Here is a 23,629-nt window from a genome sequence, read left to right on the forward strand (position 1 = left end):
AAAGCCGCCAACATGGCTGACTGGTTTGGCCAATCCGGTTTGACACTCGCCCTGCACTGGCCGAAGCTTGCGACTTTGTACCCGTACCCTGCCTTCGGACGCCTGCATGTCAAAGTCACGCCGTTACTCCATCATCGGCCTGTGCGCCCTGTTGTCGATTGTGTTGATCACCTGGTTTTTCTCCCGCACAACGCCCGTGGCCGCGCCCCCGGCGATTGCCCAGGGTTATTCCAAGGCCTTGAAGCAGGCGCGCAATGGCGAGCCGGGAGCGGCGCGAGTGTTGTATCAACAGCTGGGGCGGCCGGACCTGTCACCTGAGCGGCGCGCCGCGCTGCATGCCGAGCTGCCCAACTACCCCAGCCCCCAAGCGCTGAAGCTGGCGGATAAAGACCTGGCTGATGCCTCGCCCGTGGTGCGTGAAGCGGCGATCCACAGCATTGTCGGCCTGGTGCCGACCGGCCAGCGCACCTTGCTGCTCGGGCCGGTGCTGGAGGACCCCGAACAGCACGTGCGCTTTGCCGCCGCCAACGCCCTGCTCGGCCTGTCGCCGGATACCCTGGGCCTGTATTTCGGCCCGCTGCAGCAAGTGCTCGACGAATTCGCCAAAACCCTCAAGGCCCAGCCCGAGACCGCCGAAGGCTGGATTCAATTGGCGCGTCTGTATATCCACAGCGCCCTGCTGGCGGATGCGCAACATGCGCTGCAGCAGGCCATGCGTTTGCAACCGGACAACCTGCAAGCGGTGGTGGCGCAGATCGAGTTGCTGGATAAACAGGGCAAGACCGACGAATCGCGCCAGCTGCTGGCGCAGCAATTGGCGGCGCACCCGGAGTCGGCCTACCTGCAACACGCCCTGGGTATGTGGCTGCTGCACCATGGCGAGCGCCCCTACGCCTTGCTTGGCCTGTCCAAGGCGGTAGAGCTTGAGCCGGACAATCAGGATTACCGCTTCGACCTGGCCACCACGTTGCACGACCAGGACGAGCTTGAGGCGGCCCAGCGGCAGCTGGAAGACATCGTCCAGCGCCACCCGGCCAATCGAAAAGCGCGTGTGTTGCTGGTCAATTATTGGAAAGAAAGCGGCCAATTGCAGAACGTCCAGGTACTGCTGGCACAGCTGGAGCAGCAGAATCCGGACGATCCGGCCCTGCAGCAGGGTCTGTGATGGCCCTGCAAAAACCTGTAAAAATTGGCAGGTTGCTCACAAATAACGTTGAACCGCTACAGACCGCCAGGGTCAAGTGAATATGACGCGTCCAACGGCGCGCACCCAATTCGTACGTGACCTGAGGGCACTTCTTGTCTACATCAACTTCGCTCTTAAGTGAAAAGGCAGCCACCGGCATCGAAGGTCTTGATGACATTCTTTCCGGGGGCCTCTCACGCAGCCATTTGTTCTTGCTGGAAGGCGAGCCTGGCACGGGCAAAACCACGGTCGCCCTGCACTTTTTGCAGGCCGGCGCGAAAAACGGTGAAAAGTCGCTGTATATCACCTTGTCCGAAACCGAACGTGAGCTGCGCCAAGGTGCCAAGTCCCATGGCTGGGACTTGGACGACAACATTCATATCTTCGAGTTGACCCCGCCGGAAAGCCTGCTAAACGCCGAGCATCAGCAGAGCCTGCTGTACTCCTCGGACCTTGAGCTGGGCGAAGCTACTCGGCAGATTTTCGAAGTGGTGGAACGCATCAAGCCCACCCGCGTGGTGGTCGACAGCCTGTCGGAGATCCGCCTGCTGGCGCAGAGCTCCCTGCGCTATCGCCGGCAGATCCTGGCGATCAAGCATTACTTTGTGCGCTATGACGCCACAGTGCTGCTGCTCGACGACCTGACCACCGAATCCCTCGACAAAACCGTGCACAGCGTGGCCCATGGCGTGATTCGCCTGGAAGAACTGACGCCCAGCTACGGTGCCGAACGTCGCCGGGTGCGTGTAGTGAAGTACCGGGGCCAGAAGTACCGTGGCGGCTTTCACGACTTCACGATCATGGGTGACGGTGTGCATGTGTTTCCGCGCCTGGTGGCGGCCGAGCATCGCGGCGGCTACACGCGCCAGACCATGAGCAGCGGTATCGCCGAACTCGATGCCTTGATGGGCGGCGGCGTCGAGACCGGCTCCAGCAGCCTGATTCTCGGCCCGGCCGGCACCGGCAAATCTCTGATCTCCATGGTCTTCGCCGCCGCGGCGGTCGAGCGAGGGGAAAAAGCCGCGCTGTTCATCTTTGACGAAGAGATGGGCCTGCTGTTCGAGCGCATGAAGAACATGGGCATCGACCTGGCTGCGCTGCAGGCCACCGGCAACCTGCTGATCGAACAAGTCGACGCGGCCGAGCTGTCGCCTGGTGAATTCTCACACCGGGTACGCCGCTGCGTAGACGAAGGCGGCATCAAAACCGTGGTGATCGACAGTATCAACGGCTACCAGGCGGCCATGCCGGAAGAGAACGCACTGATCCTGCATATGCACGAACTGCTGCTGTACCTCAACCGGCGTGGCGCTGCGACCTTCATGACCGTCGCCCAGCATGGCCTGGTCGGCGATATGCAGACCCCGGTAGACATCACCTACCTGGCCGATACCGTGATCCTGCTGCGTTACTTCGAAGCGCTGGGCAAGGTGCGCCGGGCCATTTCCATCATCAAGAAACGCACCGGTACCCACGAATCGACGATTCGCGAATACCGCATCAGCAGCAATGGCATGACGGTCGGCGAACCGCTGGATAACTTCCAGGGCGTGCTGCGCGGCATACCGATCTACATGGGCGCCGGCTCGCCTCTGCTCAAGGAAGAGGGAGTGTGACGTCTCTGTCCCCGGTGTTTGAACGCGCCATTATCCTCGCGCCTTTGGGCCGCGACAGCTCGTTGGCGCTGATGATGCTCAACGAAGCCGGTTATCAGGGTATGGTCGTCGGCAATCTCATCGATTTGTGCGAAGCGTTGAACGAAGGTGCCGGCCTGCTCATTGTGGCGGCTGAAGCCTTGCGTGGCGTGGACCTGGACCCCCTGCTGGAGTACCTGCACCAGCAACCGGCCTGGTCTGACCTGCCCATTGTGCTGATGACCCATCACGGCGGCAGCGAGCAAAACGGCTCATCGCACCTGAGTGGGTTGCTGGGCAATGTCACCTTCCTTGAGCGTCCGTTCCATCCCGTGACCCTGATCAGCCTGGTCAGCGCCGCCCTGCGCGGGCGGCGGCGGCAATACGAAGCACGGGACCGCCTGCTCGACCTGAGCGCCAGTGAGTTGCGCCTGCAACGCACCCTGGAGTCCCTCGAACAGCAGGTGGAAGAGCGTACCGCGCAACTGCGCAGCAATGAAGAAGCCTTGCGCCAGTCGCAGAAAATGGAGGCCGTCGGCCAATTGACCGGCGGCATCGCCCATGACTTCAACAACATGCTGACCGGCATCATCGGCAGCCTGGAGTTGCTGCGAAGGCGTATAGCGCGGGGCAAGCTGGACGATCTGGACGGCCTGATCGACCTGGGTGTCACCTCGGCCAACCGTGCCGCCGGCCTCACCCATCGCCTGCTGGCGTTCTCGCGCAGGCAGTCGCTGGACCCCAAACCCGTGGAGATCAATCAACTGGTCAGCTCCATGGGCGAATTGCTGCAACGCAGCATCAATGAAAGCATCTCCCTGCAAATGCGCCTCAGCGACAGCCTGTGGACGGCCGAGGCCGACCCCAATCAACTGGAAAGCGCCCTGCTCAACCTGGTGATCAATGCACGTGATGCCATGCCCGGCAGCGGTATTCTTACCGTGGAAACCACCAACCGCCACCTCGACAGCGTGTTCACCGCCGCCTATGGCACCTTGAACCCTGGCGATTACGTGGAGTTGAGCGTCAGTGATACCGGCTGTGGCATTCCGGAACACTTGATGGGACGGGTGTTTGATCCGTTTTTTACCACCAAGCCGATCGGCCAGGGCACCGGCCTCGGGCTGTCGATGATCTATGGCTTTGCACGCCAGTCCCATGGCCATGTGACGATTCACAGCGAAGTCGGCAAAGGCACCACGGTGAGTTTGTTCCTGCCACGATTTGTTGGCGAGATCCAGCACCAGGAACCGCTTAATCCGACATTGCCACCCTTTGCCGATACTGGTGAGACCATATTGATCGTCGAGGATGATCCGGCAGTGCGGATACTGGTCAGCGCCGTACTCAAAGAGCTCGGTTATGGATTTGTTGTGGCGGGTGATGGCGATACGGCGCTGCCGATCATTGAGTCCGAGCAGCGCATTGACCTGATGATCAGCGATGTAGGCCTGCCAGGGATGAACGGGCGGCAACTGGCGGAAATAGGCCGGCAGATTCGTCCGGAACTCAAAGTGTTGTTTATTACAGGTTATGCCGAGCATGCTGCGGTGCGCGGTGGTTTCCTGGAATCGGGGATGCAACTGATCACCAAGCCATTCACGTTTGACTTACTGACAGCCAAGGTGCGGGAGATGCTTCAGGCGTAAATAGATACATCGCTATTAAACGAGTTGTCATAGATCCATGTTGGCCCGAAGGAATCAATGCCTGTTTTTCACCACGAAACGTAAGCACTTCGTATGAAAAATACTTCCGCCAGCATCGATCAAGAGAATTTCGTCAGTGATTACGCTTCCTGCTGTTTTACTCCAATTCTCTGCGCCGGATGGAGTCCCGTTCGCTGAGAATCGCGCACAAACTGTCCCCTCCTCTGCCTCGCCAGTGACGGAGATTCCCGTGGCCACTGGGGCCACCGATGAATCTCCTCAGATAGAGGGGGACAGGGCCTTGGCCAGGAGGTACGCCAATGCGCTGAAAAGTCCGGACATTCAAGCGCATGGTCTGGATTTTAACAGGTTCGTTGTTCAAGACATTCCGCCGAACTCGTCCTTCGGACAATGGCGAACGCACCTGCACGATATAATTCAAAGCCCCGCAATGCGCGATTGGTCACGCAATAAGGGCATTGACCTATCCTTGCCCTTCAAGATTGATGCACGCAACGGCATCATCAGTCTCAACCGGGCGGTCGACCCTATCAGCGTATATGACTTTCCTGGCTGGCCTCTACTTATGAGCGCCGCTAAAGCGCTGACGCCGGACGGTGGGGTTGTTACGGTCGGGAAAAAAAATACCGCACCGGTGCAAGACATCGGTTTTTTTTACCGTGAATATCTTCATATTGATCGCTCAACCCCCCAGCACGCTCAGGAAGAACTTCTCAGAGCGCATGCCGATAAGGTGCTGGAGGGACCACCTTTCAAACCAGCATATTCTCAAAACCCTTTTAAAGAGGATCTGATTCTTCAACAGACTCGACTGGGTGATTTGAATAATCGTAGGGCCGTGAGTGGCCAGATAACCACCCGTCTTGCCGCAACACTTGGAAGGCTATCGAACTCTGTAATGCCCTATAGCACTCCCGAGGAGCGCGCGCAGCCTTTTAGCTCGGCCCAACAGGAAACGATGAAAAGTACGGTGTTCACTGTAGACCCCTCCTCGTCCTATTTTAAAGAACACAATCTACTGCCGGGGGCAACCGTGACCCTGCACACGTTTATGGTGGACCACGGTGTAGAGATTCCCGCGACCTATGATCAGCTCTCGGTCGTGGCCAAAACATTGATGAGTGTACCGCCGGTAAAGCCCGCTCTCGGAGACCTGGGTGGTGCGCTTTCCTGGCCGACGCTGCTAAGCAACGAGGATCAGCGCAAGCTCCACTCTGTCATTCGTCATGTGTTGAAAGATGAGCAAGACGACAATTTGCTCGCTCATTGGACCCGTAACGTTCACTGGGATGCCAGCACCCTCAATGATAATCCTCGTCAAGTGCTCAGCGAGATCCTCAATTCCTCTAGAGCACGATGGATGGGTTTCGCAGCCGAATATAATCTTGGCGAAATAGCCTCGCCTAACTCTCTTGAAGACTGGATGCTCGCCGCGCTTCAAATCTCGCTGGACAGTGACAGTGTGCGAACCTCGACGAAAAGCAAAGTCGCCGGATTCGACTTGGCCGACCCCTACCTCGGGGGGAAGAGCGCATCCACTTTACGAAGCGCCCTGATTGATCACCTGATCCGCGAGGAAAAAGCCACGGTCCGTACTGCGCCGCTTGCCGAGTTTGTACTGTTGTCTCGCAAAGCGCAGGAGCTTCTTGTCAAAGATATACCTGAGGAAGTCAAATTTGGCTCGCACACATGGGTCAGTTTCAGCACTGGGGTGGCGCGCATCGAAGCCCAGGCACCCGGTTCTACCTGTACGATGACGTATGCGCAGGTGATGACTCGCAGTGCTCAACTACCACTTTCGCCTGAAGAAAAGCTCGTTGAAAAACTCGCGCAAAATGACGCCCTAAAAATCTGGGGCGTCGTACAGGGTATCTTGGACGCGACCCGCGAGGATGTGGACCCAGACCCAAGGATGGATGAGGTGCGCAGTGCATTTAACGAGCACGTGGCTCAGTTGAGCGCAGCGTCCATTGCGTTCGCAACGGAGATGCCCGATTTCCATGAGAAGGCGCTGAAACACTTGCAGTCGTTAATGCCGCATTTATCCTTGGATGATCTTAAGGACAAATGCATTACCCGTGACACAGCGCGGTATGACTTTCCCGGCCCTTGTTCGGTATTGGATTTATACCTGACCAACAAGCTCGGCTCCAGCGATCCGCAATGGCGGTCAAGTAACAGCAAAATAAGTCTGCCCGCCATTCGCGCGGTATTGAGTACTAAGACGTCCTCGATGTCGGATCTAAAGACTGAATTTGAACAGGAATTTTCCGCTTACGTTGATCGCTACGAGGCGGCAATTACTGCGCAAACCAAATATTTAATTTCATCGCTGCCTCTGTCTGATCGAAAAATGATCGAATACGGTCAGCTCACGGTCGCTCAACATTTTTTGGTTCATCTTCCCGCTACCACAGGGCAGTTGAAGAGCTACCCAAGGGATGAGGGAAAAATATATATACGCAGCAAACTCGATGAGAATACCCATACGTATGAAATAGACTGGAAAAAAAACACTATTGTAATGCGCGATGATTTAAATGAACTGAACATTGGACCCGCGCCCTCAGCCAGGTCCCCAATACCAAAAGGCATGAAGCTGGGAGATAAATTTAATCTCCTTGCACCCATCGCCCCTGATAGCAGCTATTCGGACACGTTGCTTGATGAGGCTGATGACTCGAAAACGCCAAAAAGTTACTCCAGCGAAAGAACACGCTACATCGCCGATGTAAAGTTAAAAATTGTCGATATTCAGTCGTATAAAAAGGCTGCCAAGGGATTGACGACGTTCGATACAGAAGTTTCAACCAACAAAAGAGTAGGTGAATTTTTCCTAAACCTTGTTCCACTTTACTCAGCCATCAAAAATTTCTCGAAAGGCAACGTCGGCGAAGGCATTGTTGACCTGGCATTGGATGCATTCGGGTTTTTCGTCAGCTTCGCTGTGGCTGCAAAGGGTGCCAAGGCCCTTAAAGCTGGGTCATCAGCACTCAAATACTTCAAGTATGGCGCCAAGATTTTTGGTCGTGGCACCGTGAGCGCACTTAATCCACTGGATGGCGTTGGTACGCTAGTAAGAGGTGTCGGAACCTTCGCAAACAACGTGGCAAAACTGGCCACCAGGAAAATCATCACGTGGACCGCGCCGCAAACCTATGATTTGCTGAAAGGGTTGAAGGGCTACGACTCCGGGGCAATAGGAACAGCGAAGATACAAGGAGAAATCGTTGAAACGGTAGCCGTGCAGAAGGAGGGGAAGTGGTATGCCATTGACACAGCTACCCGGCAACCCTACGGTCTTCCTTTAAAAGATTTCCTACCCTCCCCACGAATAAGTGTGGAATCGTTTGGACGATGGGCGACTGCGGCCGATCCCAGAAAAATGATAAGCGATAAGATTGTCAATGCATGGGAATCCAGTATCAAGCAACATCGAGGAACAGCGGAGTTCGACAATGGCTATTACATCGGCGCGTTTGACAAGGTGCCTGGCTTAGGCAAAGCCAACAAAGTCGAAGACATCATGAAGTTGGCCGGTAATACCAAACTCACGGCCGAGCAGGTAGGTATTATTGCCAGGAAGTACGATGATATTGCTTACGCCTTTGGCCGTAAGGGTGCGGCGAGGTTCATCGATAATATAGAACCTCGCTTCGGTACTGTCACCCCCATGCCACAAGTCGTATACCTGACTCTGACATTACAACTGTCTGACGGGCAGTGCGCCGCGCTGTCCCGAGTAATGGCAACGGCAATTGAGAATGGAAAGGAAGCTGAGTTCATTAAAAATCTCTACACCGCTGCGGCGTTTCCCACAGATCCTGCCTCTCGAGCATTTGCTAAAAAGTTGAGCAAGATTCAGAACCAGGTGGGCCCCAGATCCGCTTTCCATGCCGATAAAACGCTCAGGCAGCTTTCCTATCAAGATATGATAAAGGAACTGAGCGATTCACCCATTCAAAAGTCGGTAATGATTGACTCGCCGGGCCATGCGATGGCGGCTGGGGTCAAGATAAAGAATGGCGAAAAGATATTTTGGTACTACGACCCAAATTTCGGCGTGGCAAACTTTTCGTCCGCCGAAGCTATGGAGGGTGGCCTGCACAGACTTTTCCATGATAAAAAACTCAACGTTCAATACAGAACCCACGGGGTTGACAGGAACACTCTGGAGTTCAAAGTCTTTGATCATGATGACGAATGGATGAAAAAAAACAGTGTCTTCGACGCAGATGTTAGAAGCTTATATGACATACCGCTGACAACGTCGAGTCGACCATGAACTGGTCTAATGACATTGGACGCCTTACTAGGGCGCTAAGATGGCGCCCAAAAGCTGGAGTGTGTAGACGCTGCGAAGTCCTCGACTGAATGAAATACGCGGTGCCTGAACTTGGCGCCATATCTTTCACGCCAATAACCGCTGGATATGCTCCTGCAGCGTATCCAGGTCGAACGGCTTGGCCAGAATCGGCGCATTGCGCGTAATCGGGCTGTTGCAGTCGAGGATTTCCTGCGGGTAGCCACTGATAAAGATCACTTTCAATTCCGGCCTCACCTTGAGCGCCGGCTCGGCGATCTGCACGCCGGAAATGCCACCGGGCAGGCGGTAATCCGTGACCATCAGGTCCAGGTGCGGTTTGGTGGCGAGAATTTCAAAGGCTTCTTTGCCATTGACGGCCTTCAATACCCGATAACCCAGGCCGGCCAGGTATTCACCCAGCACAAACATAATGGATTCGTCGTCTTCGACGATCAGTACGACATCTTGTGCATCTTCACTCATGGGAAGCCTTCGTCCAGTCGGTAGCTGGTGTTACGACCATGGGGTCACGTAGAGGTTGCGTCGAGCTGACGATTGATTTCATGCTGTTGCCTGCAGTGGCAGACAGACCCGAAACAACGCGCCCTCGCCTATCTGGCTTTCAACCTCGATGGTGCCACCATGGGCCGCGACGATCTGTTCGGAGATGAACAGCCCCAGGCCCAGGCCGGCCGCCGCATGGCTGACGGATACCCGCTCGAATTGCTGGAAAATGCGCTTCTGGTTCTCCTCGCTGATGCCGATGCCATGGTCGCGCACTTCCACGCAGGCCTCGCCATGTTCTGCATACACCCGCACTTCGATCGGGCTCTTGGCGCCGTAGCGCAAGGCATTGGTCAGCAGGTTGGTGACGACCTGCTCGATGCGAAACTCATCCCAATTACCCTCGACCGGCTCGTCAGCCAGCAATTGCAGCGACGATTCGGCGGCGGCGACCTGCGGCTCGAAGTTATGCACCAGGTTGCGCACCAGTTGCGCCAGGTCGAAGCGAGCCGGGCGTATCGACAGCTTGCCGGTGCGGATACGCGACACGTCGAGCATGTCTTCGATCAGGCGGATCAGGCTCTTGATCTGGCGCTCATCGCGGTCGACCATCGCGTGCATCTTGTCCAGGGTAAAGGCCGCCGCGTTATCCCGGGCCAGGTGCATCTTGCGCAGCTGGGTTTCCAGGATCAGCCCGTTCAGTGGCGTACGCACTTCGTGGGCGACGATCGACATGAAGTCATCGCGCATGCGCACCGCCTGCTCCAGCTCGGCCTGGGTGGCCTGCAGGCGTGTGAGCAGCAGTTCCTGCTCGCGGCGGCTGCGCTCCAGGGCCTCGACCTGCAGCTTCATCGCCTTGCTCTGGCGGTACAGGTCAACGAATACGTTGACCTTGCTTTTCACCGCGTGGATATCCAGCGGCTTGTGCAGGAAGTCCACCGCGCCGCTTTCATAACCCTTGAAGGCGTAATTGAGTTCGCGGCCGGCGGCACTGACAAACACAATCGGGATGTTCTTGGTCTTTTCGGTGCCGCGCATCAGTTCGGCCAGTTCGAAACCGTTCATGCCAGGCATCTGCACGTCGAGGATCGCCATGGCGAATTCATGTTCCAGCAACAGGGACAATGCTTCGTCGGCACTCAATGCCTTGAATACCTGGCGGTCTTCACGCTTGATCAGCGCTTCGAGGGCCAGCAGGTTTTCCGGCAGATCGTCGACGATCAGCAGTTTGGCCTGGACAGTACTTAACATGGGGAAGGTTCCAGGGAAGCCAGCAGTGAGCCAATGCGGCTCAAGGAAAGAATATGGTCGGGTGTGTGCAGCGCCAGCGCGGCCAGGGGCATCACGGCAATCCGGGCCTCGACGGGGTCTTGTACAACGGTCGTGCCGCCCGATTGCTTGACATAAGCCAACCCGCGCGCGCCGTCCTGGTTGGCGCCGGTCAGCAGGATCGCGAGCAGGCTTTTTGCGTAGGCATCGGCGGCCGAGGTGAAGAGAAAATCGATGGCCGGCCGGGAATGGTGCACGCGGTCCTCCTGGCTCAGCGACAAGCTGCGGTCCTGTTCCACCGACAGATGATAGCCGGGACCGGCGAAATACAGGGTACCCGCCTCGATCGACTCCTTGTCCCGCGCCTCCTTCACCGGAATGCGCAAGCGCCGCGCGAAGACTTCGGCCAACTGGCTGCGACGTTCATCCGGCAGGTGCAGCACCGCAATGATCGGCAGGCCGAACGTGTCCGGCAACCCGCCAAAAATACTCAGCAACGCCTCCACGCCGCCGGCGGAAGCGCCGACGACGATGGCTTCAATCCCGTGAATCGGGGGGCTGGCGGCATCGCTCATGATTTGCGGTAGATCCGTTCCTGTTTGACCAAGGGTTCGAATTGCTTGCTGTAGGCTGAAAAATCCAGGGTTTCCTTGCTGCCCAACACCAGAAAGCCGCGATGACACAGTGACTCATGAAACAACCCAAACGCCCTGTCTTGCAAATTTTTATTGAAATAAATCAGTACGTTGCGGCATGAAATTAATTGAGTTTCTGAGAATACACTGTCGGTCGCCAGGCTGTGGTCGGCGAACGTGACGTTCTCGCGCAAGGTCTTGTCGAAGATCGCATTATCGTAAGCTGCGGTGTAGTAGTCGGCAAATGAGCGCTGGCCACCGGCCTGCTGATAGTTGGCGGTGTAGGCGCGCACGTTCTCCAGGGAGAAGATGCCCTGCTTGGCTTTGTCCAACGAGGCCGGGTTGATGTCGGTGGCGTAGATGATGGTGCGTTCGAGCAAGCCTTCTTCGCGCAGCAGGATCGCCATGGAGTACACCTCCTCGCCGGTGCTGCAGCCGGCGATCCAGATCTTGATCGACGGGTAGGTCTTGAGCAACGGCACGACTTCCCGGCGAATCGCCAGAAAGTGCGACGGGTCGCGAAACATCTCGCTCACCGGGATGGTCAGGAACTGCAGCAATTGCATGAACGCCGCCGGATCGTGCAGCACGCGCTCCTGCAGTGCGGAAATGGTCGCACAGTCGAACTGGCGCAAGGCATGGGCCACCCGCCGCTTGACCGACGCACCGGAATAGTCGCGAAAGTCGTAGCTGTACTTGAGGTAAATCGCCTCGATCAACAGGCGCAGCTCGATGTCGCTGCTTTTGTCCAAGAAACTTCGCTCCACTTAAATGCGTTCCATCTTGGGTAACCACACGCGAATCAACGAGAACAGACGGTCCAGATCAATCGGTTTGGCCAGGTAATCGTTGGAACCTGCCGCCAGGCAACGCTCCTGGTCATCTTTCATGGCCTTGGCGGTAACGGCAATGATCGGCAGCTTTTTCCAGCGCGGGTCCTGACGGATCAGCGCGGTCGCTTCGTAGCCATCCATCTCCGGCATCATCACGTCCATCAGCACCAGGTCGATATCATCGACCTCATTGAGCTTGTCGATGGCTTCACGGCCATTGCGCCCGATCACCACCACGGCGCCTTTATGCTCCAGGGCACTGGTCAGGGCAAAGATATTGCGCACATCGTCGTCCACCAGCAGGATCTTGCGCCCTTCGAACACTTTGTCACGGCTGCGCGCGGTCTTGAGCATCTTCTGGCGGTCATGGGACAGCTGGGATTCGACTTTGTGCAGAAAGAGTGTGACCTCATCGAGCAGGCGCTCCGGGGACCGCGCGCCCTTGATGATGATCGAGCGCGAATACTTGCGCAGCTCGGCTTCTTCGTCGCGTGTCAGGTTGCGCCCGGTATACACGATCACCGGCGGGAACGAGCAGATATCCTCGGTGGCCATGCGCTTGAGCAGCTCGTTACCGAGCATGTCCGGCAGCTTGAGGTCGATGATCATGCAGTCGTAGACGTTGGTGCGCAGCAGGTCCAGCGCCGCCTGGGCGTAACCGACATCGGTGATTTCAATGTCATCGTCGCCGATCAGGCGGGCGATGCTGTCACGTTGCAGGTCGTCGTCTTCCACCAGCAGTACCCGCTTGACCTTTTGCGTCAGCTTGGCTTCCAGGCGCGCGAACACGTCCTTGAGCTCTTCCCGGGTAGTGGGTTTGACCGCGTAACCGATGGCGCCCATGTGCATGGCGGCTTCGACGCGGTCTTCCACGGAGATCACATGCACCGGAATGTGCCGGGTATTGGCGTGCTCCTTCAGACGCTGCAGCACGGTCAAGCCGGAATGATCCGGCAGACGCATGTCCAGCAGGATCGCGTCGGGGATGAATTCTTCCGCGAGGCTGTAGCCTTCGTCGGCACCGTGAGCGACCAGGCAGTTGTAGCCCAGCTCGTGGGCCAGGTCGAAGAGGATGCGCGCGAAATTCGGCTCATCTTCCACCACCAGGATGGTGCGGGTGGTGAATGGCGCTTTGTCGCGGTCATCGGCAAAGCGCGGGATCGGTTCGGCATCGGCCGCCGGCAGCGACGCAACCTTGACAGGCACAGGCGCCGGTACCGCCACGGCTTGGCGCGGGGCTTCGATCGGCGCGGCATCTTCGCCGCGTTCGACGTACTGTTCCGGCAATACCAGGGTAAAAATGCTGCCCTTGCCCGGTTCGCTGGTCACGCTGATGTAGCCACCCAGCAAGGTTGCCAGGTCACGGGAAATGGACAGGCCCAGGCCGGTGCCGCCGTAACGCCGATTGGTGGTGCCGTCGGCCTGGCGGAAGGCTTCGAAGATGCTTTCCTGTTGGTCCTGGGCGATACCTATCCCTGAATCACGCACGGTAAAGGCGATGCCCTCCCCCGGCGCCCGGGATACCGACAGGCTGACCTGGCCCTGTTCGGTGAACTTGATAGCGTTGGACAGCAGGTTCTTGAGAATCTGCTCCAGACGCTGGCGGTCGGTGAACAGCAAGGTCGGTGAACCTGCCTGCACATCGATCTGGAAGCCCAGCTTGCGATCCCTGGCCAGCGGTTCGAACATGCCGCGCAGGCCGTCCACCAGGCGCTCGACGCTGGAATTTTCCGGACGCACTTCCAACTTGCCGGCTTCTACCTTGGAAATGTCGAGAATGTCGTTGATCAGGTTGAGCAGGTCATTGCCGGCCGAATAGATCGACTCGGCAAACTTGACCTGTTCGGCACTGAGGTTTTCCTGCGGGTTCTCGGCCAGCAACTTGGCCAGGATCAGCGAACTGTTCAGCGGCGTGCGCAGCTCGTGGGACATGTTGGCCAGGAATTCGGACTTGTACTTGCTGGAACGTTGCAACTCATCGGCGCGGTCTTCCAGTTCCAGCTGGACCCGGTTGAGTTCGACGTTCTTGCGGTCCATGGCGTCGCGCTGTTCGGCCAGGGTCTGGGTCTGTTCGGCCAGTTGCTCGTTGGTCTGCTCAAGCTCCGCCTGCTGGGTTTCCAGGTGCGCCTGGGACTCCTTGAGGATGCGCGACTGTTCCTCCAACTCTTCGTTGGCGGTCTTGAGTTCTTCCTGCTGCACTTGCAGCTCTTCGTTGAGCTGCTGAGTCTCGGCGAGGACTTCCTGCAAACGCTGGCGATAACGCGCGGCTTCGATGGACGTGCCGATATTGTCGGCGATCAGCTCCAGCAGCTCGACGTCGCGTTCTTCCAACGGGCGCAGGAAGCCAAGCTCGATCACGCCGTTGACGCGGTCGTCGTCGCTGGTCGGCACCACCAGTACGCTGCGGGTGGTGCCCTCGCCCAGCCCCGAGCTGACCTTGAAGTAGTCCACCGGTACGTCGTCCAGGCGGATCAGGCGATCGAGCTGGGCGGCCTGCCCTACGATGCCTTCGTCGCTGTAGATCGACTGTTCCAGCTGCGCCTGTTCGCGGGAGAAGCCGTAGGTGGCGACCCGCCGCAGGCCACCGTGCTCTTCGCGCACATACAACGCCCCCACGGCTGAGCCCATGTATTGAGCGAAGAACTGCAGGATGTTGCGGCCCAGCAGGTTCAAGGTCAGTTGGCCGAGCACCTGTTCGGCCAGTTCGGTTTGGCCATTGCGCAGCCAGGCCTGCTGCTCCAGGCGTTTGGCAATCTTCTGTTGGGACGCGAGGTTTGCGCTGTAGCTACTTGAAAGCGCTAGTAAATTCTTTCTGCCAATGTACGCCAGGAAACCACTGAGGCCGAGTACGAACGCCAGGTACAGCGTGACGCTGAGCACCGTGGTGCGGGTCACTTCCTCGTTACGGGAGATACGGAACTGTTGTTCCATCGATACCGCGTCTTCATATTCCTTGCGAATCTCGTCGGTCAGGCGCTTGCCCCGGCCCGCCTTGACGGCACCACGGAAATCGCCACTGCTGCGCTGCAGTTCAATCATCGACTGCGCGTAGTTGTTCCATTCGGCCTGCAGGGCTTCCAGGCGCTTGAGGCGGTCGACCTGCTGCGGGTTGTCGGCCACCAGCTCCTGCAAATTGCGCAGGTCGGCAATGATCCGCGGCTTGGCCACTTCATAAGGATCGAGGAAATGCTCGTCACCCGTAATCAGGAAGCCGCGCATGCCGGTTTCCAGGTCGACCGTCAGTTTGGACGACTCATTGAGGTTGTTGATGACCCGGTCGGTGTGCTCCACCCACTGGATCACCGACAGTAAATAGGTGATCAGGCACACGAAAAACACCGCGCTGAGCACGCCCACACTCAATGGCAGGGCCACGTTACGGCTCAGGAGTTTACTGAAGCTCTTTTCATCAACTGACGACGCGGGAGTCATGGGCATGCCTTGGCCAAGTGCGGAAAAACCGGGAGTTTGCCCCAAAGTGACGATCAAGACCATTTTTCTGGGACGTTTTTGTACAGATTCCTACAGCAGAACAGGCTATTCTGCCTGGTCTTTTGTACTGCATTGTTTTAACGCCCTGGGAACTTGTGGATAGCCCGCGCTTACTCAAGTACAGGCCTGTGAGAATGGCCAGCGTTAAACACTCGTCTTTTTTTGGGAAAGCCTTTTTATGTCCGCAAATGCCTCCACCATCCTTGTTGTCGAAGACGACGCTATCGTGCGCATGCTGATCGTCGATGTGCTTGAGGAGTTGGAGTTCACGGTGCTTGAGGCTGCTGACGCCGAGGCGGCCCTGTTGATCGTGAAAGACACGGCTCAAGTGATCTCCCTGATGATGACCGACGTCGGCCTGCCCGATATGGACGGCAAGCAACTGGCGGCCAGGGTACGCGAACTGCGACCCACCCTGCCCATCCTGTTCGCCAGCGGCTATGCCGAGAACATCGATGTACCCGCCGGCATGCAGGTGATTGGCAAGCCGTTCTCGATCGACCAGTTGCGCGATAAAGTCAAATCGATGCTGCCCTGAATATCCAGTGTCCTTTTGCAGGTTTTAACGTGACGTCCGGGAAAGAAAACAGGAAACTCAGCGCCTGCATCTCCCCGTCAGTCAAAAGAACCCTGGAAGGACGCAACAACATGATTGGACAACCTGCGCGCCTGGTGTTGGCGAGCCTCTCGATACTGCTGAGCACCGGCGCCTGGGCCGACTTTACGGCCACCCCTGCCGAAGCCCGGGCCATTGCCAAGCAAGCCTACTTGTACGGCTACCCTGTGGTTGAGATGTACAAGACGCTCTACACCCAGGCCGTGGACAAAGGCGGGGCCAATTTCAAGGCACCGTTCAATCGCATCGGCAACAGCGCGCAGGTGTTTACCCCCAAGGACACCGCGTTCACAACCCCGAACGCGGACACGCCCTACTCCTTCGTCTGGATGGACCTGCGCCAGGAACCCCAGGTGCTGACCCTGCCCAAGGTCGAAGACAACCGCTACTACTCGGTGCAGTTGCTCGACCTCTACACCCAGAACATCGCTTATCTGGGCACGCGCAGCACCGGCAACAACGGCGGTCACTACATGATCGCGGGGCCTGACTGGAAGGGTCAGCAGCCCGTCGATATCGACCGCGTGGTCTACAGCGAAAGCAATATCGCCTACGCCTTGTATCGCACGCAGCTGTTCGATGAAAAAGACCTGGGCAAGGTCAGGCAAATTCAGAACGGCTATAAAGTGCAGCCGCTGAGCAGCTATGTGAAACAAGCGGCCCCGGCCAAGGTGCCGAAGATCGAGTGGCCCAAGCCGATGGCGAACATGAGCGACAGCCCGCAGTTGTTCCGCTACTTGAACTTCATGCTGGCCTTCGCTGCGCCCCAGGACAGTGAAAAAGACCTGCTGGCGCGCTTCGCTACGATAGGTATCGCCCCCGGTGCACCTTTCAAGCTGAACCAACTGAGCGCCGAACAACGCAAAGCGTTGGAGGACGGGATTGCCGATGGCAAGGCCGAGTTCGCCACGTTCAAGAAAGACAAGATTGATACCCATCAAGTCGCCAGCGGCGAGCTGTACGGCAGCCGTGACCGGCTGAACAACAATTACCTGTACCGGTATGCCGGCGCCAACCTGGGGATGTTCGGCAACTCCACCGATGAAGCCGCTTACTTCACCTGGTTCGATGACAGCGAAGGCAAGCCGGCCAACGGCGCACGCCGCAGTTACACCGTGCATTTTGCCAAGGACCAGCTGCCGCCGGCCGATGCGTTCTGGTCGCTGACCATGTACGACGCCAAGACCAAGTTGCTGGTGCCGAACCACAAGAAACGTTACCTGATCAACTCACGCATGCTGCCCGGTCTGAAACTGGACGCCGACGGCGGCCTGACCCTGGCCCTGCAGCATCATGAGCCACCGAAGGCCGAACAGAGCAACTGGCTGCCCGCTCCGACCGGGCCGTTCTTCGCGGTGCTGCGTATTTACCTGCCCAAGCCCGAAGTCACCAGCGGCCAATGGCAGTTGCCGCCGTTGACGCCGCTCAAGTAGCCCTCCCGGGAATCCATGCACGGCGGGTGGCAATTGACCTACGCTTCCCGCCACGCCAGCTGGTTATTTGAGCGACTCACCCTCAGCCGCGTTCGCGGGGGATCAGGCTCTGCAACTGCGCCGCCAGGAAATTGGCGTCGAACGTGAAGGTGTCCGGGTCTTTCAGGCCATTGGTCTTCTTCCAGAGCCAATCGTTTTGGTCCGCAGGCAATACCAGGGAGACGCTGCCGTGCCGGGCAGCGGTCAGGCCCATTACCGCCACGCGAATATATCCGTCCGTCCCCATCACCTCCGGCACGAACTCCACGCTTTTACCGGTGATCAACACAGTCAACTTCTCGGTCTTGAAAGTCGATGTTTCCACGGGCACGCTCGGCCCACTGGCGACATAGACTTCACGATGCACCTCGAGCAAACCGGCGCTCTTGACCGGTTCCAGCCACTGTTCGACTTGCTCGAACAACTCGCCCAGCTTGTGTGCCCAACGCGCCGACTGCACATCGAATTGCTGTTTTTTATGGGTTTCGCTCTCGGCGTAACGACGAAGCATCTCGCCCAGTTGCTGTACATCGTCCATTGCGGATCTCCTTGGGTGAGTCAGGTTGCGAAGCCCGATCATCGCAGATACGGCTGCCTGGCGTACGAGTTAAAGCTGATTGCAGTCGGTTCGGCAGCAGGCAGCTCATACGTGAGGTGACGGTGTATCGAACGAAGGATGTTCCGCCAGAAGGCGACGCCATTGCATTCGAAACCAGGGGGTAAATTGCGCGTGCGGCTCAGCAAGCCGGGCTGAAATTTCGTCTCGGGTCAGCCACACGGTTTCGCTGACCTCCTCAGGCACAGGTGAAACCACGGTGTCGGACCGAGCGACCAGCACATGACATAATTCGTGCTCGGCACCGATCGAACCAAAGCTGGCGTGGTACTCAAAACGGTAGAGCGCGCGACAGGCAGACCAGACGCCCAACTCTTCGTGCAAACGGCGAGACCCCGCATCCACGATCGACTCACCCGGTGCGGGATGACTGCAGCAAGCATTCGACCAGAAACCGGGCCAGAGCATTTTGCCCGGCGCACGGCGCTGAAGCAGATGACGCCCGTGACTGTCGATCAAATGCACCGAAAACGCGCGATGAAGCCGGCCCACTCCCAAATGGGCCTCGCGCTTGTCGCACACCCCGGTTTGTACATCTTGCGCATCGACTAACACGACATCAGTGGCCATTTTGTATTTCCTGATGGTATGCCATTGCGGGTTAGAGCACTTGTCCCCACGCGCTGACGAAGGTCAAGGCAGATTCGATGAACGCGGGGTCGGCACGGAGAGTGGCCATGCCATCCAGGTCGTCCTGTTCCAGCAGCCCAAGCTTGAGCAGCGCCGGCCCGGCTTGTGCCGTGGTAGAGGCCCAAAACGTATCGGCGGGGCTGTTATCGCCTATACGGCCTTCAAGGGTGCGATGCCGCACGTTGGCAAGGCCCCGATCACGCAGACGGCACGGGAGTTGGGTGGCCCACAGCATATCGGAGCCAATGGACCGCTCCAGGAGAGTGATCCCGGCTTGGGCCACTTTACGAAACAGCGGGTTTGCAGTTCTCAGGCTCGGTTCAAGACTCACATCCTCTATCACCAACCACCCACCCGGGCGCAGCCAGGTGATGGCTCGCGTCAATAGCGCTTCGCGCTCGGTGAGATGACACAGAAGCGCCCGAGCATGCACCACGTCAAAGGACGCGGGCGGGAAGTCATCGGTCGCGGCGTTATGGGCGAGCACCTCAATACCCGGAATATCGGCAAGGAATCGGGTATCGATGTCCGTGGCGGTGACGTTCGCTCCGGGATATCGCCGGCTCAGCCAGGCGGCGAGCGATCCGGCACCCGCGCCCAGATCGAGGATGGCAGGCTTGTCAGGCAACGCCAATTGATTAAAAACCGCTTGGCTCAAGGGGTCAAACGCCCGCTCCAGCGTGCGCAGGCGTGCCAGCTGGCCGGCGTGCTGGTCAGCGAGATAGCTGCGGCTGTAGCCGTGCTCATCGAGGTCGATAGTCGTGCTCACAGTACGACCTCCAGTCGATCCGGGCAGCGATTGAGGAAGCCGCACTCGACAGGCGTGAACCCCGGCGTCCAGCGTACGTTGGGGAAGGCTTGCAGCAGCATGCGGGCGCCGGTGGTGATTTCCATCCGTGCCAGCATGGAACCCAGACAAAAGTGGCGCCCCGCGCCGAAAGCGAAATGACTGGTCGCCTGTTCGGTGCGCGACATGTCGAAGCTGTCCGGGTTGCTGAATTGGTCCGGATCACGGTTGGCCGAGCCAATCAGGCAAGCCAGCGTGGCGCCTGCCGGGATCGTTCCCGAGGGCAGCTGCAGTGATTCACGGGCCTCGCGCAGTACGAGCTGCAACGGCGGATTGCGGCGCAGGGTTTCGGCCAGGGCATTATCCATCAGCCCTGGATTGGCGATCACCGCTGCTTTGACACCAGGTTCGCTCAGCAGGTTGACGATCAGGTTGGCCAGGGCGCCGTGACTGGTTTCGCTGCCCGCCGTCATCAGGATCGCGCAGTAAGCCCGCACGAACGTCTCGGACAACGGCTGGCCATCAATCCGTGCCGCCAGCAACTGGGAGATCAGATCGTCTTTGGGCTCCGCGCGGCGAGCGTCGATGTGTGGCTGAATAAAGTCGTAGAAACTGTCTCGGTTGGATAACCCGCCGGTCAGCAGCGCCGGGTCCTGTCGATAATTGCCCATGTAGGCGAAGCCGATGGCACACCACCGCTTCAGCCGCTCTACCTCTTCGCGGGTTTGAGCCGGGAGCCCCAACGCGTGCGCCATCACCCGTACCGGCAGTGCTGCGGTGAAATCGGCAATCAGGTCAACTTGGGGTCGGCCACGCATGCGTGCCAGCAAGTCTGTAGTCACCGAAATGACGGACGCTTGCAGCGCTGCAAGGGCTTTGCCACGAAACGAGGGGCTGAGCAATGCGCGATGCTGGGCGTGTTCACAGCCGTCCATGGTGACAATGGTGTGGCCCAGCAGCGGTCCGATCTGCCAGTTGTAGTTATTGTTGCTGACGTCCGGATGGGTCAGGGCCGCTTTGACATCCACATGCCGGCTGACCAGCCACACGTCGGTGGGTTCGTCGTAAGCGATCGGCAGCCGGGTACGCAACTGCTCATACAACGGCTAGGGGTCAAGTTCGAACTGTCGGGATTTCAACGTTGGAGGGGTAAGTTCCAGGTCGACCTGCCGATTGTTCCGTGCCCCGCAATCGTCGGCGTGCAGGTGATAGCGAGAGACGCTGCGGTGCCAGTCGCCTGCCGCCCGGATAACCTGGCGCAGCCGGTCCGGGTCATTCGCCGCACCTGACGCGGGTTTTGCGCACTGGGCGGCGACTGCGGTGAACTGCGCCACTGCCGTGTTCACCATCTGATGGGCGGATTCCAGCGCGGCGGGCCACTCCATGCCGCCGGCGTTCGCAAGGATCGACACCAGGTTGAAGCGCTCACCGCAGACCACGTCTTTGGCGATCGAATGAATGTCGTTTGTCCAGGCAATGAGATAGGCAGCGTGCTCGCGCAAGGTGGTCCACGCTTGAGCCTGGGCGGCAGGCGCGTACGGGTCGAGGGTTTCGGCTGCGTCGATAAGGTCAAAGAAGAACAGCGCGCCGAACGAATCCCGGCGCAATGGCAGGTATTGGGTCAAGGTGAGCGCCGTGTCGGTCTCCCGCACGTGCACGAGCGTGGCCTGCGCGCGCAAATGCCGAATCAGATGTCGCACCAGCCTGCCCCGCCAACGATCGTCTCCCCAGCAGCGCGTGCGAGGCCAAAGATCATCGACCAGAACCGCGAGCATCGGGTCCTCGAATCGGCTGTTTTCGCCTGATTGAGCGTCGCTCTCGGTCAAGGACTGCACCGACGTGATGAAACGCTCCAGCGCTCCGTTTTCCGCCCAGGGCCCATCATCGATACGGTCATCCAGCGTCAGGGCCCACAGGTACCAGCACACCAGGATCTCGGCGCGGTGCGTGGGCGCCCTGCCGCATAACGCCACGCCCAGATCGAGCAGCGCCGTAGTGCTCAACCGATGCGCGCCACGGCGACCGATCAAACCATGTCGCTGCGCCCAGGCGAGGGCCTGGGTACGTAATTGTTCGTGGTCAGAGCGAGGTGGCGGTGCAGCGAAAGGAAACTGAATCTCGGGAATGATGAGGAGCTGCGGCGGTAGATGATCTCTCGGGTTGGGGCCGGAGCCCCCCTCGCGGTATGGCGGTGCCATGATGGGCTCCTGTTGGATGAACGTTCAATAAGGTCGGACCTTATCGAAAACCAACCACCCAGGATGCAGTGATTGTCTGATTATCCCCCAGGCAAAGGTAGCTCTGGGGGGTAGGAAAAAAGACCTGACCTCCCCGTAAACATCGGCGCTTCCAACAGGCGAGCGTGAGTCCACTTAACCTTACTGAACTGCTCCGGTGAATTGGCCGGCAACTGCCTATGACTAATCCACTTTCGGTGGGTATGGTGACGTGACATTCACCCTGTCCGGAGCATCGCATGCGCACCATCGGCCTTATCGGCGGCATGAGCTGGGAGTCCAGTGCCGAGTATTACCGCATCATCAACCAGCAAGTCCGCGACCGGCTCGGCCCGCTGCGTTCGGCGCAGCTGTTGATGTACAGCGTGGACTTCGGCCCGGTGGAACAGGCCCAGCATGCCGGGCGCTGGGATGATGCCGCGCGGATCCTGGAAGACGCCGCGCGCCGTCTGCAGGCCGGCGGCGCCGAGTGTGTGGTGTTGTGTACCAACACCATGCACCGGGTGGCGCCACGTATTGAGGCGGCGGTGTCGATTCCCTTCCTGCATATCGCCGATGCGACCGGGGCTGCGGCCCTGCAAGCCGGCACCTTGACCGTGGGCTTGCTTGGCACTGCATTCACCATGGAACAGGACTTCCTCAAGGCCCGCCTGATCGCGCAGGGCCTGACTGTGCTGGTGCCGGATGCGGATGAACGCAAGGACGTGCACCGGATCATTTATGAAGAGTTATGTGTGGGGGTAATCAGCGACTCATCACGCGCCGTCTACCAGCGGGTGATCGAGTCCCTGGCCGCGCGCGGCGCCCAGGCGGTGATTCTTGGCTGTACGGAAATCAGCCTGCTGATCAAGCCCGAGCACAGCGACCTGCCGCTGCTGGACACCACCGGGCTGCATGCGCGGGCTGCGGTGGCGTTTGCGCTGGAGGATTAAACCGGCTTGCGCAGGCGCGCCATGCTCAGGGTATCGACGAACACACCGTCACGCAGGGCGTAGTCGCGCAGACGCCCTTCGACCTCGAAGCCGAATTTACGATACAGGTTGTGTGCCGCTTCGTTGTCGGCGAACACCGTGAGTTCTACGCGGTGCAGGTTCATCCAGTTGTCGGCCACGTCCAGCGCGGCCGTCAACAGCTTCGAGCCGATGCCCCTGCCCTGCCACGCCGTCGCCACGCCCATGCCGAAATACCCCGCATGCGCCTGGCGCACCCGCAGGTACTGTTCCAACCCCAACTGGCCAATCACTTCGCCGCCGTGCAGCGCCACCAATTGCAGTCGGCGCTCGTTATCCATCACCAGGCGTTTGCGCCACGCTTCCACCGACTGGAAAGGCATCTGCAGCACCTGGCGGCATACCGCCGGTTCGTTGTAGAGCGCCGTGACGCCCTCAAGGTGGGCCTCGGTGAAGCGCTGGATCACGATAGGGAGGTCAGGCGTGTGCATGGTGTTTCATCCTTTGAAAGGCACGTGGCCGACCAGTGTAGAAGCAAAGTCGTCGCCCTGGCGAGCCCTTAACCTAGCGTGTGCCAGGCCGGGTCGCAGGCTGGCCGGGTACTATCGGAAGGTGCTGACCGAACAACCGATACGGTCCTACATTCACGGCACGCTTTACTTGCAAAACTCCGGCGCGTCCAACCACGCACCCGAGTGTCTGCCAATTGATAAAACAACGAACGCTATCAGCCTGCTTTTTTGTCGCTGTGCTATTGGGGGGCAGCGCCTGTGCGACAAAGCAACCGCCTGA

General features: G+C 58.7%; 18 protein-coding genes. 7 read left to right on the forward strand and 11 right to left on the reverse strand.

All coding sequences use genetic code 11. The annotated features are described in order from the left end of the window. The first annotated feature begins 106 nt into the window (after positions 1-106). From J1G34_RS06910 to J1G34_RS06925, 4 genes are all read left to right on the forward strand, one after another. On the forward strand, positions 107-1,165 hold the full coding sequence (locus J1G34_RS06910) for a tetratricopeptide repeat protein (protein ID WP_122464186.1): 1,059 nt from the start codon (positions 107-109) through the stop codon (positions 1,163-1,165). 134 nt (positions 1,166-1,299) lie between these two features. Beyond that, positions 1,300-2,802 (forward strand): ATPase domain-containing protein, encoded by a 1,503-nt coding sequence (locus J1G34_RS06915; RefSeq protein ID WP_065892760.1) that lies wholly within the window; start codon positions 1,300-1,302, stop codon positions 2,800-2,802. Continuing rightward, complete coding sequence (locus J1G34_RS06920; RefSeq protein ID WP_065892761.1) at positions 2,799-4,469, forward strand: ATP-binding protein; 1,671 nt, start codon at positions 2,799-2,801, stop codon at positions 4,467-4,469. Before J1G34_RS06915 ends, J1G34_RS06920 begins: the two co-directional genes overlap by 4 nt. 250 nt (positions 4,470-4,719) lie before the next feature. Beyond that, positions 4,720-8,775, forward strand: coding sequence for a hypothetical protein (locus J1G34_RS06925; RefSeq protein WP_222993645.1), 4,056 nt, complete (start codon positions 4,720-4,722; stop codon positions 8,773-8,775). Positions 8,776-8,901: 126 nt separating this feature from the next. On the opposite strand, the gene J1G34_RS06930 is transcribed toward J1G34_RS06925, so the two are convergent. The 5 genes from J1G34_RS06930 to J1G34_RS06950 all read right to left on the reverse strand — a co-directional run bounded on the left by J1G34_RS06930 (position 8,902) and on the right by J1G34_RS06950 (position 15,469). Further along, a complete protein-coding gene (locus J1G34_RS06930; RefSeq protein WP_017528049.1) occupies positions 8,902-9,279 on the reverse strand; it encodes a response regulator in 378 nt (125 codons plus the stop codon). 78 nt (positions 9,280-9,357) lie between these two features. After that, positions 9,358-10,551, reverse strand: a complete 1,194-nt coding sequence (locus tag J1G34_RS06935) for a hybrid sensor histidine kinase/response regulator (RefSeq protein WP_065892763.1) — start codon at positions 10,549-10,551, stop codon at positions 9,358-9,360. After that, complete coding sequence (locus tag J1G34_RS06940) at positions 10,545-11,144, reverse strand: chemotaxis protein CheB (protein ID WP_222993647.1); 600 nt, start codon at positions 11,142-11,144, stop codon at positions 10,545-10,547. The genes J1G34_RS06935 and J1G34_RS06940 overlap by 7 nt, the downstream gene beginning before the upstream one ends. Continuing rightward, positions 11,141-11,971, reverse strand: a complete 831-nt coding sequence (locus tag J1G34_RS06945; RefSeq protein ID WP_170827544.1) for a CheR family methyltransferase — start codon at positions 11,969-11,971, stop codon at positions 11,141-11,143. Before J1G34_RS06945 ends, J1G34_RS06940 begins: the two co-directional genes overlap by 4 nt. Then, positions 11,972-15,469 (reverse strand): response regulator, encoded by a 3,498-nt coding sequence (locus tag J1G34_RS06950; protein ID WP_222993649.1) that lies wholly within the window; start codon positions 15,467-15,469, stop codon positions 11,972-11,974. It lies immediately after the preceding gene. Between the two features lie 238 nt (positions 15,470-15,707). Between J1G34_RS06950 and J1G34_RS06955 the strand changes: the two genes are divergently transcribed. Together J1G34_RS06955 and J1G34_RS06960 are read left to right on the forward strand one after the other, a co-directional pair. Continuing rightward, positions 15,708-16,067: a response regulator gene (locus J1G34_RS06955; RefSeq protein ID WP_065892766.1), complete on the forward strand. Its 360-nt coding sequence runs from the start codon at positions 15,708-15,710 to the stop codon at positions 16,065-16,067. 110 nt (positions 16,068-16,177) lie between these two features. Further along, positions 16,178-17,578 carry a DUF1254 domain-containing protein gene (locus J1G34_RS06960; protein ID WP_122560536.1) on the forward strand — a complete coding sequence of 467 codons (1,401 nt, stop codon included), beginning with the start codon at positions 16,178-16,180 and terminating at the stop codon, positions 17,576-17,578. Positions 17,579-17,660: 82 nt separating this feature from the next. Here the strand turns inward: J1G34_RS06960 and J1G34_RS06965 are convergent, their stop codons facing one another. From J1G34_RS06965 to J1G34_RS27115, 5 genes are all read right to left on the reverse strand, one after another. Beyond that, on the reverse strand, positions 17,661-18,155 hold the full coding sequence (locus J1G34_RS06965; protein ID WP_065897977.1) for a hypothetical protein: 495 nt from the start codon (positions 18,153-18,155) through the stop codon (positions 17,661-17,663). A 105-nt stretch (positions 18,156-18,260) separates the two neighbouring features. After that, the gene (gene idi / locus J1G34_RS06970; protein WP_222993651.1) at positions 18,261-18,803 is read right to left on the reverse strand and encodes an isopentenyl-diphosphate Delta-isomerase; all 543 of its coding nucleotides are present in this window, start codon (positions 18,801-18,803) and stop codon (positions 18,261-18,263) included. A 31-nt stretch (positions 18,804-18,834) separates the two neighbouring features. Continuing rightward, the gene (locus J1G34_RS06975; RefSeq protein WP_222993652.1) at positions 18,835-19,632 is read right to left on the reverse strand and encodes a class I SAM-dependent methyltransferase; all 798 of its coding nucleotides are present in this window, start codon (positions 19,630-19,632) and stop codon (positions 18,835-18,837) included. Continuing rightward, positions 19,629-20,741 carry a cytochrome P450 gene (locus tag J1G34_RS27110; protein WP_262411732.1) on the reverse strand — a complete coding sequence of 371 codons (1,113 nt, stop codon included), beginning with the start codon at positions 20,739-20,741 and terminating at the stop codon, positions 19,629-19,631. Before J1G34_RS27110 ends, J1G34_RS06975 begins: the two co-directional genes overlap by 4 nt. 15 nt (positions 20,742-20,756) lie before the next feature. Next, entirely contained in the window at positions 20,757-21,848 is a 1,092-nt protein-coding gene (locus J1G34_RS27115; protein WP_262411733.1) for a terpene synthase family protein, read from the reverse strand. A 278-nt stretch (positions 21,849-22,126) separates the two neighbouring features. Between J1G34_RS27115 and J1G34_RS06985 the strand changes: the two genes are divergently transcribed. After that, positions 22,127-22,819, forward strand: coding sequence for an aspartate/glutamate racemase family protein (locus J1G34_RS06985; RefSeq protein ID WP_065892771.1), 693 nt, complete (start codon positions 22,127-22,129; stop codon positions 22,817-22,819). Here J1G34_RS06985 and J1G34_RS06990 read toward each other — a convergent pair. Then, the gene (locus J1G34_RS06990; RefSeq protein ID WP_065892772.1) at positions 22,816-23,328 is read right to left on the reverse strand and encodes a GNAT family N-acetyltransferase; all 513 of its coding nucleotides are present in this window, start codon (positions 23,326-23,328) and stop codon (positions 22,816-22,818) included. The genes J1G34_RS06985 and J1G34_RS06990 overlap by 4 nt on opposite strands. Between the last annotated feature and the right edge of the window lie 301 nt (positions 23,329-23,629).

Source organism: Pseudomonas sp. Wu6 (genome assembly GCF_019891515.1).
Taxonomy (GTDB): domain Bacteria; phylum Pseudomonadota; class Gammaproteobacteria; order Pseudomonadales; family Pseudomonadaceae; genus Aquipseudomonas; species Aquipseudomonas orientalis_A.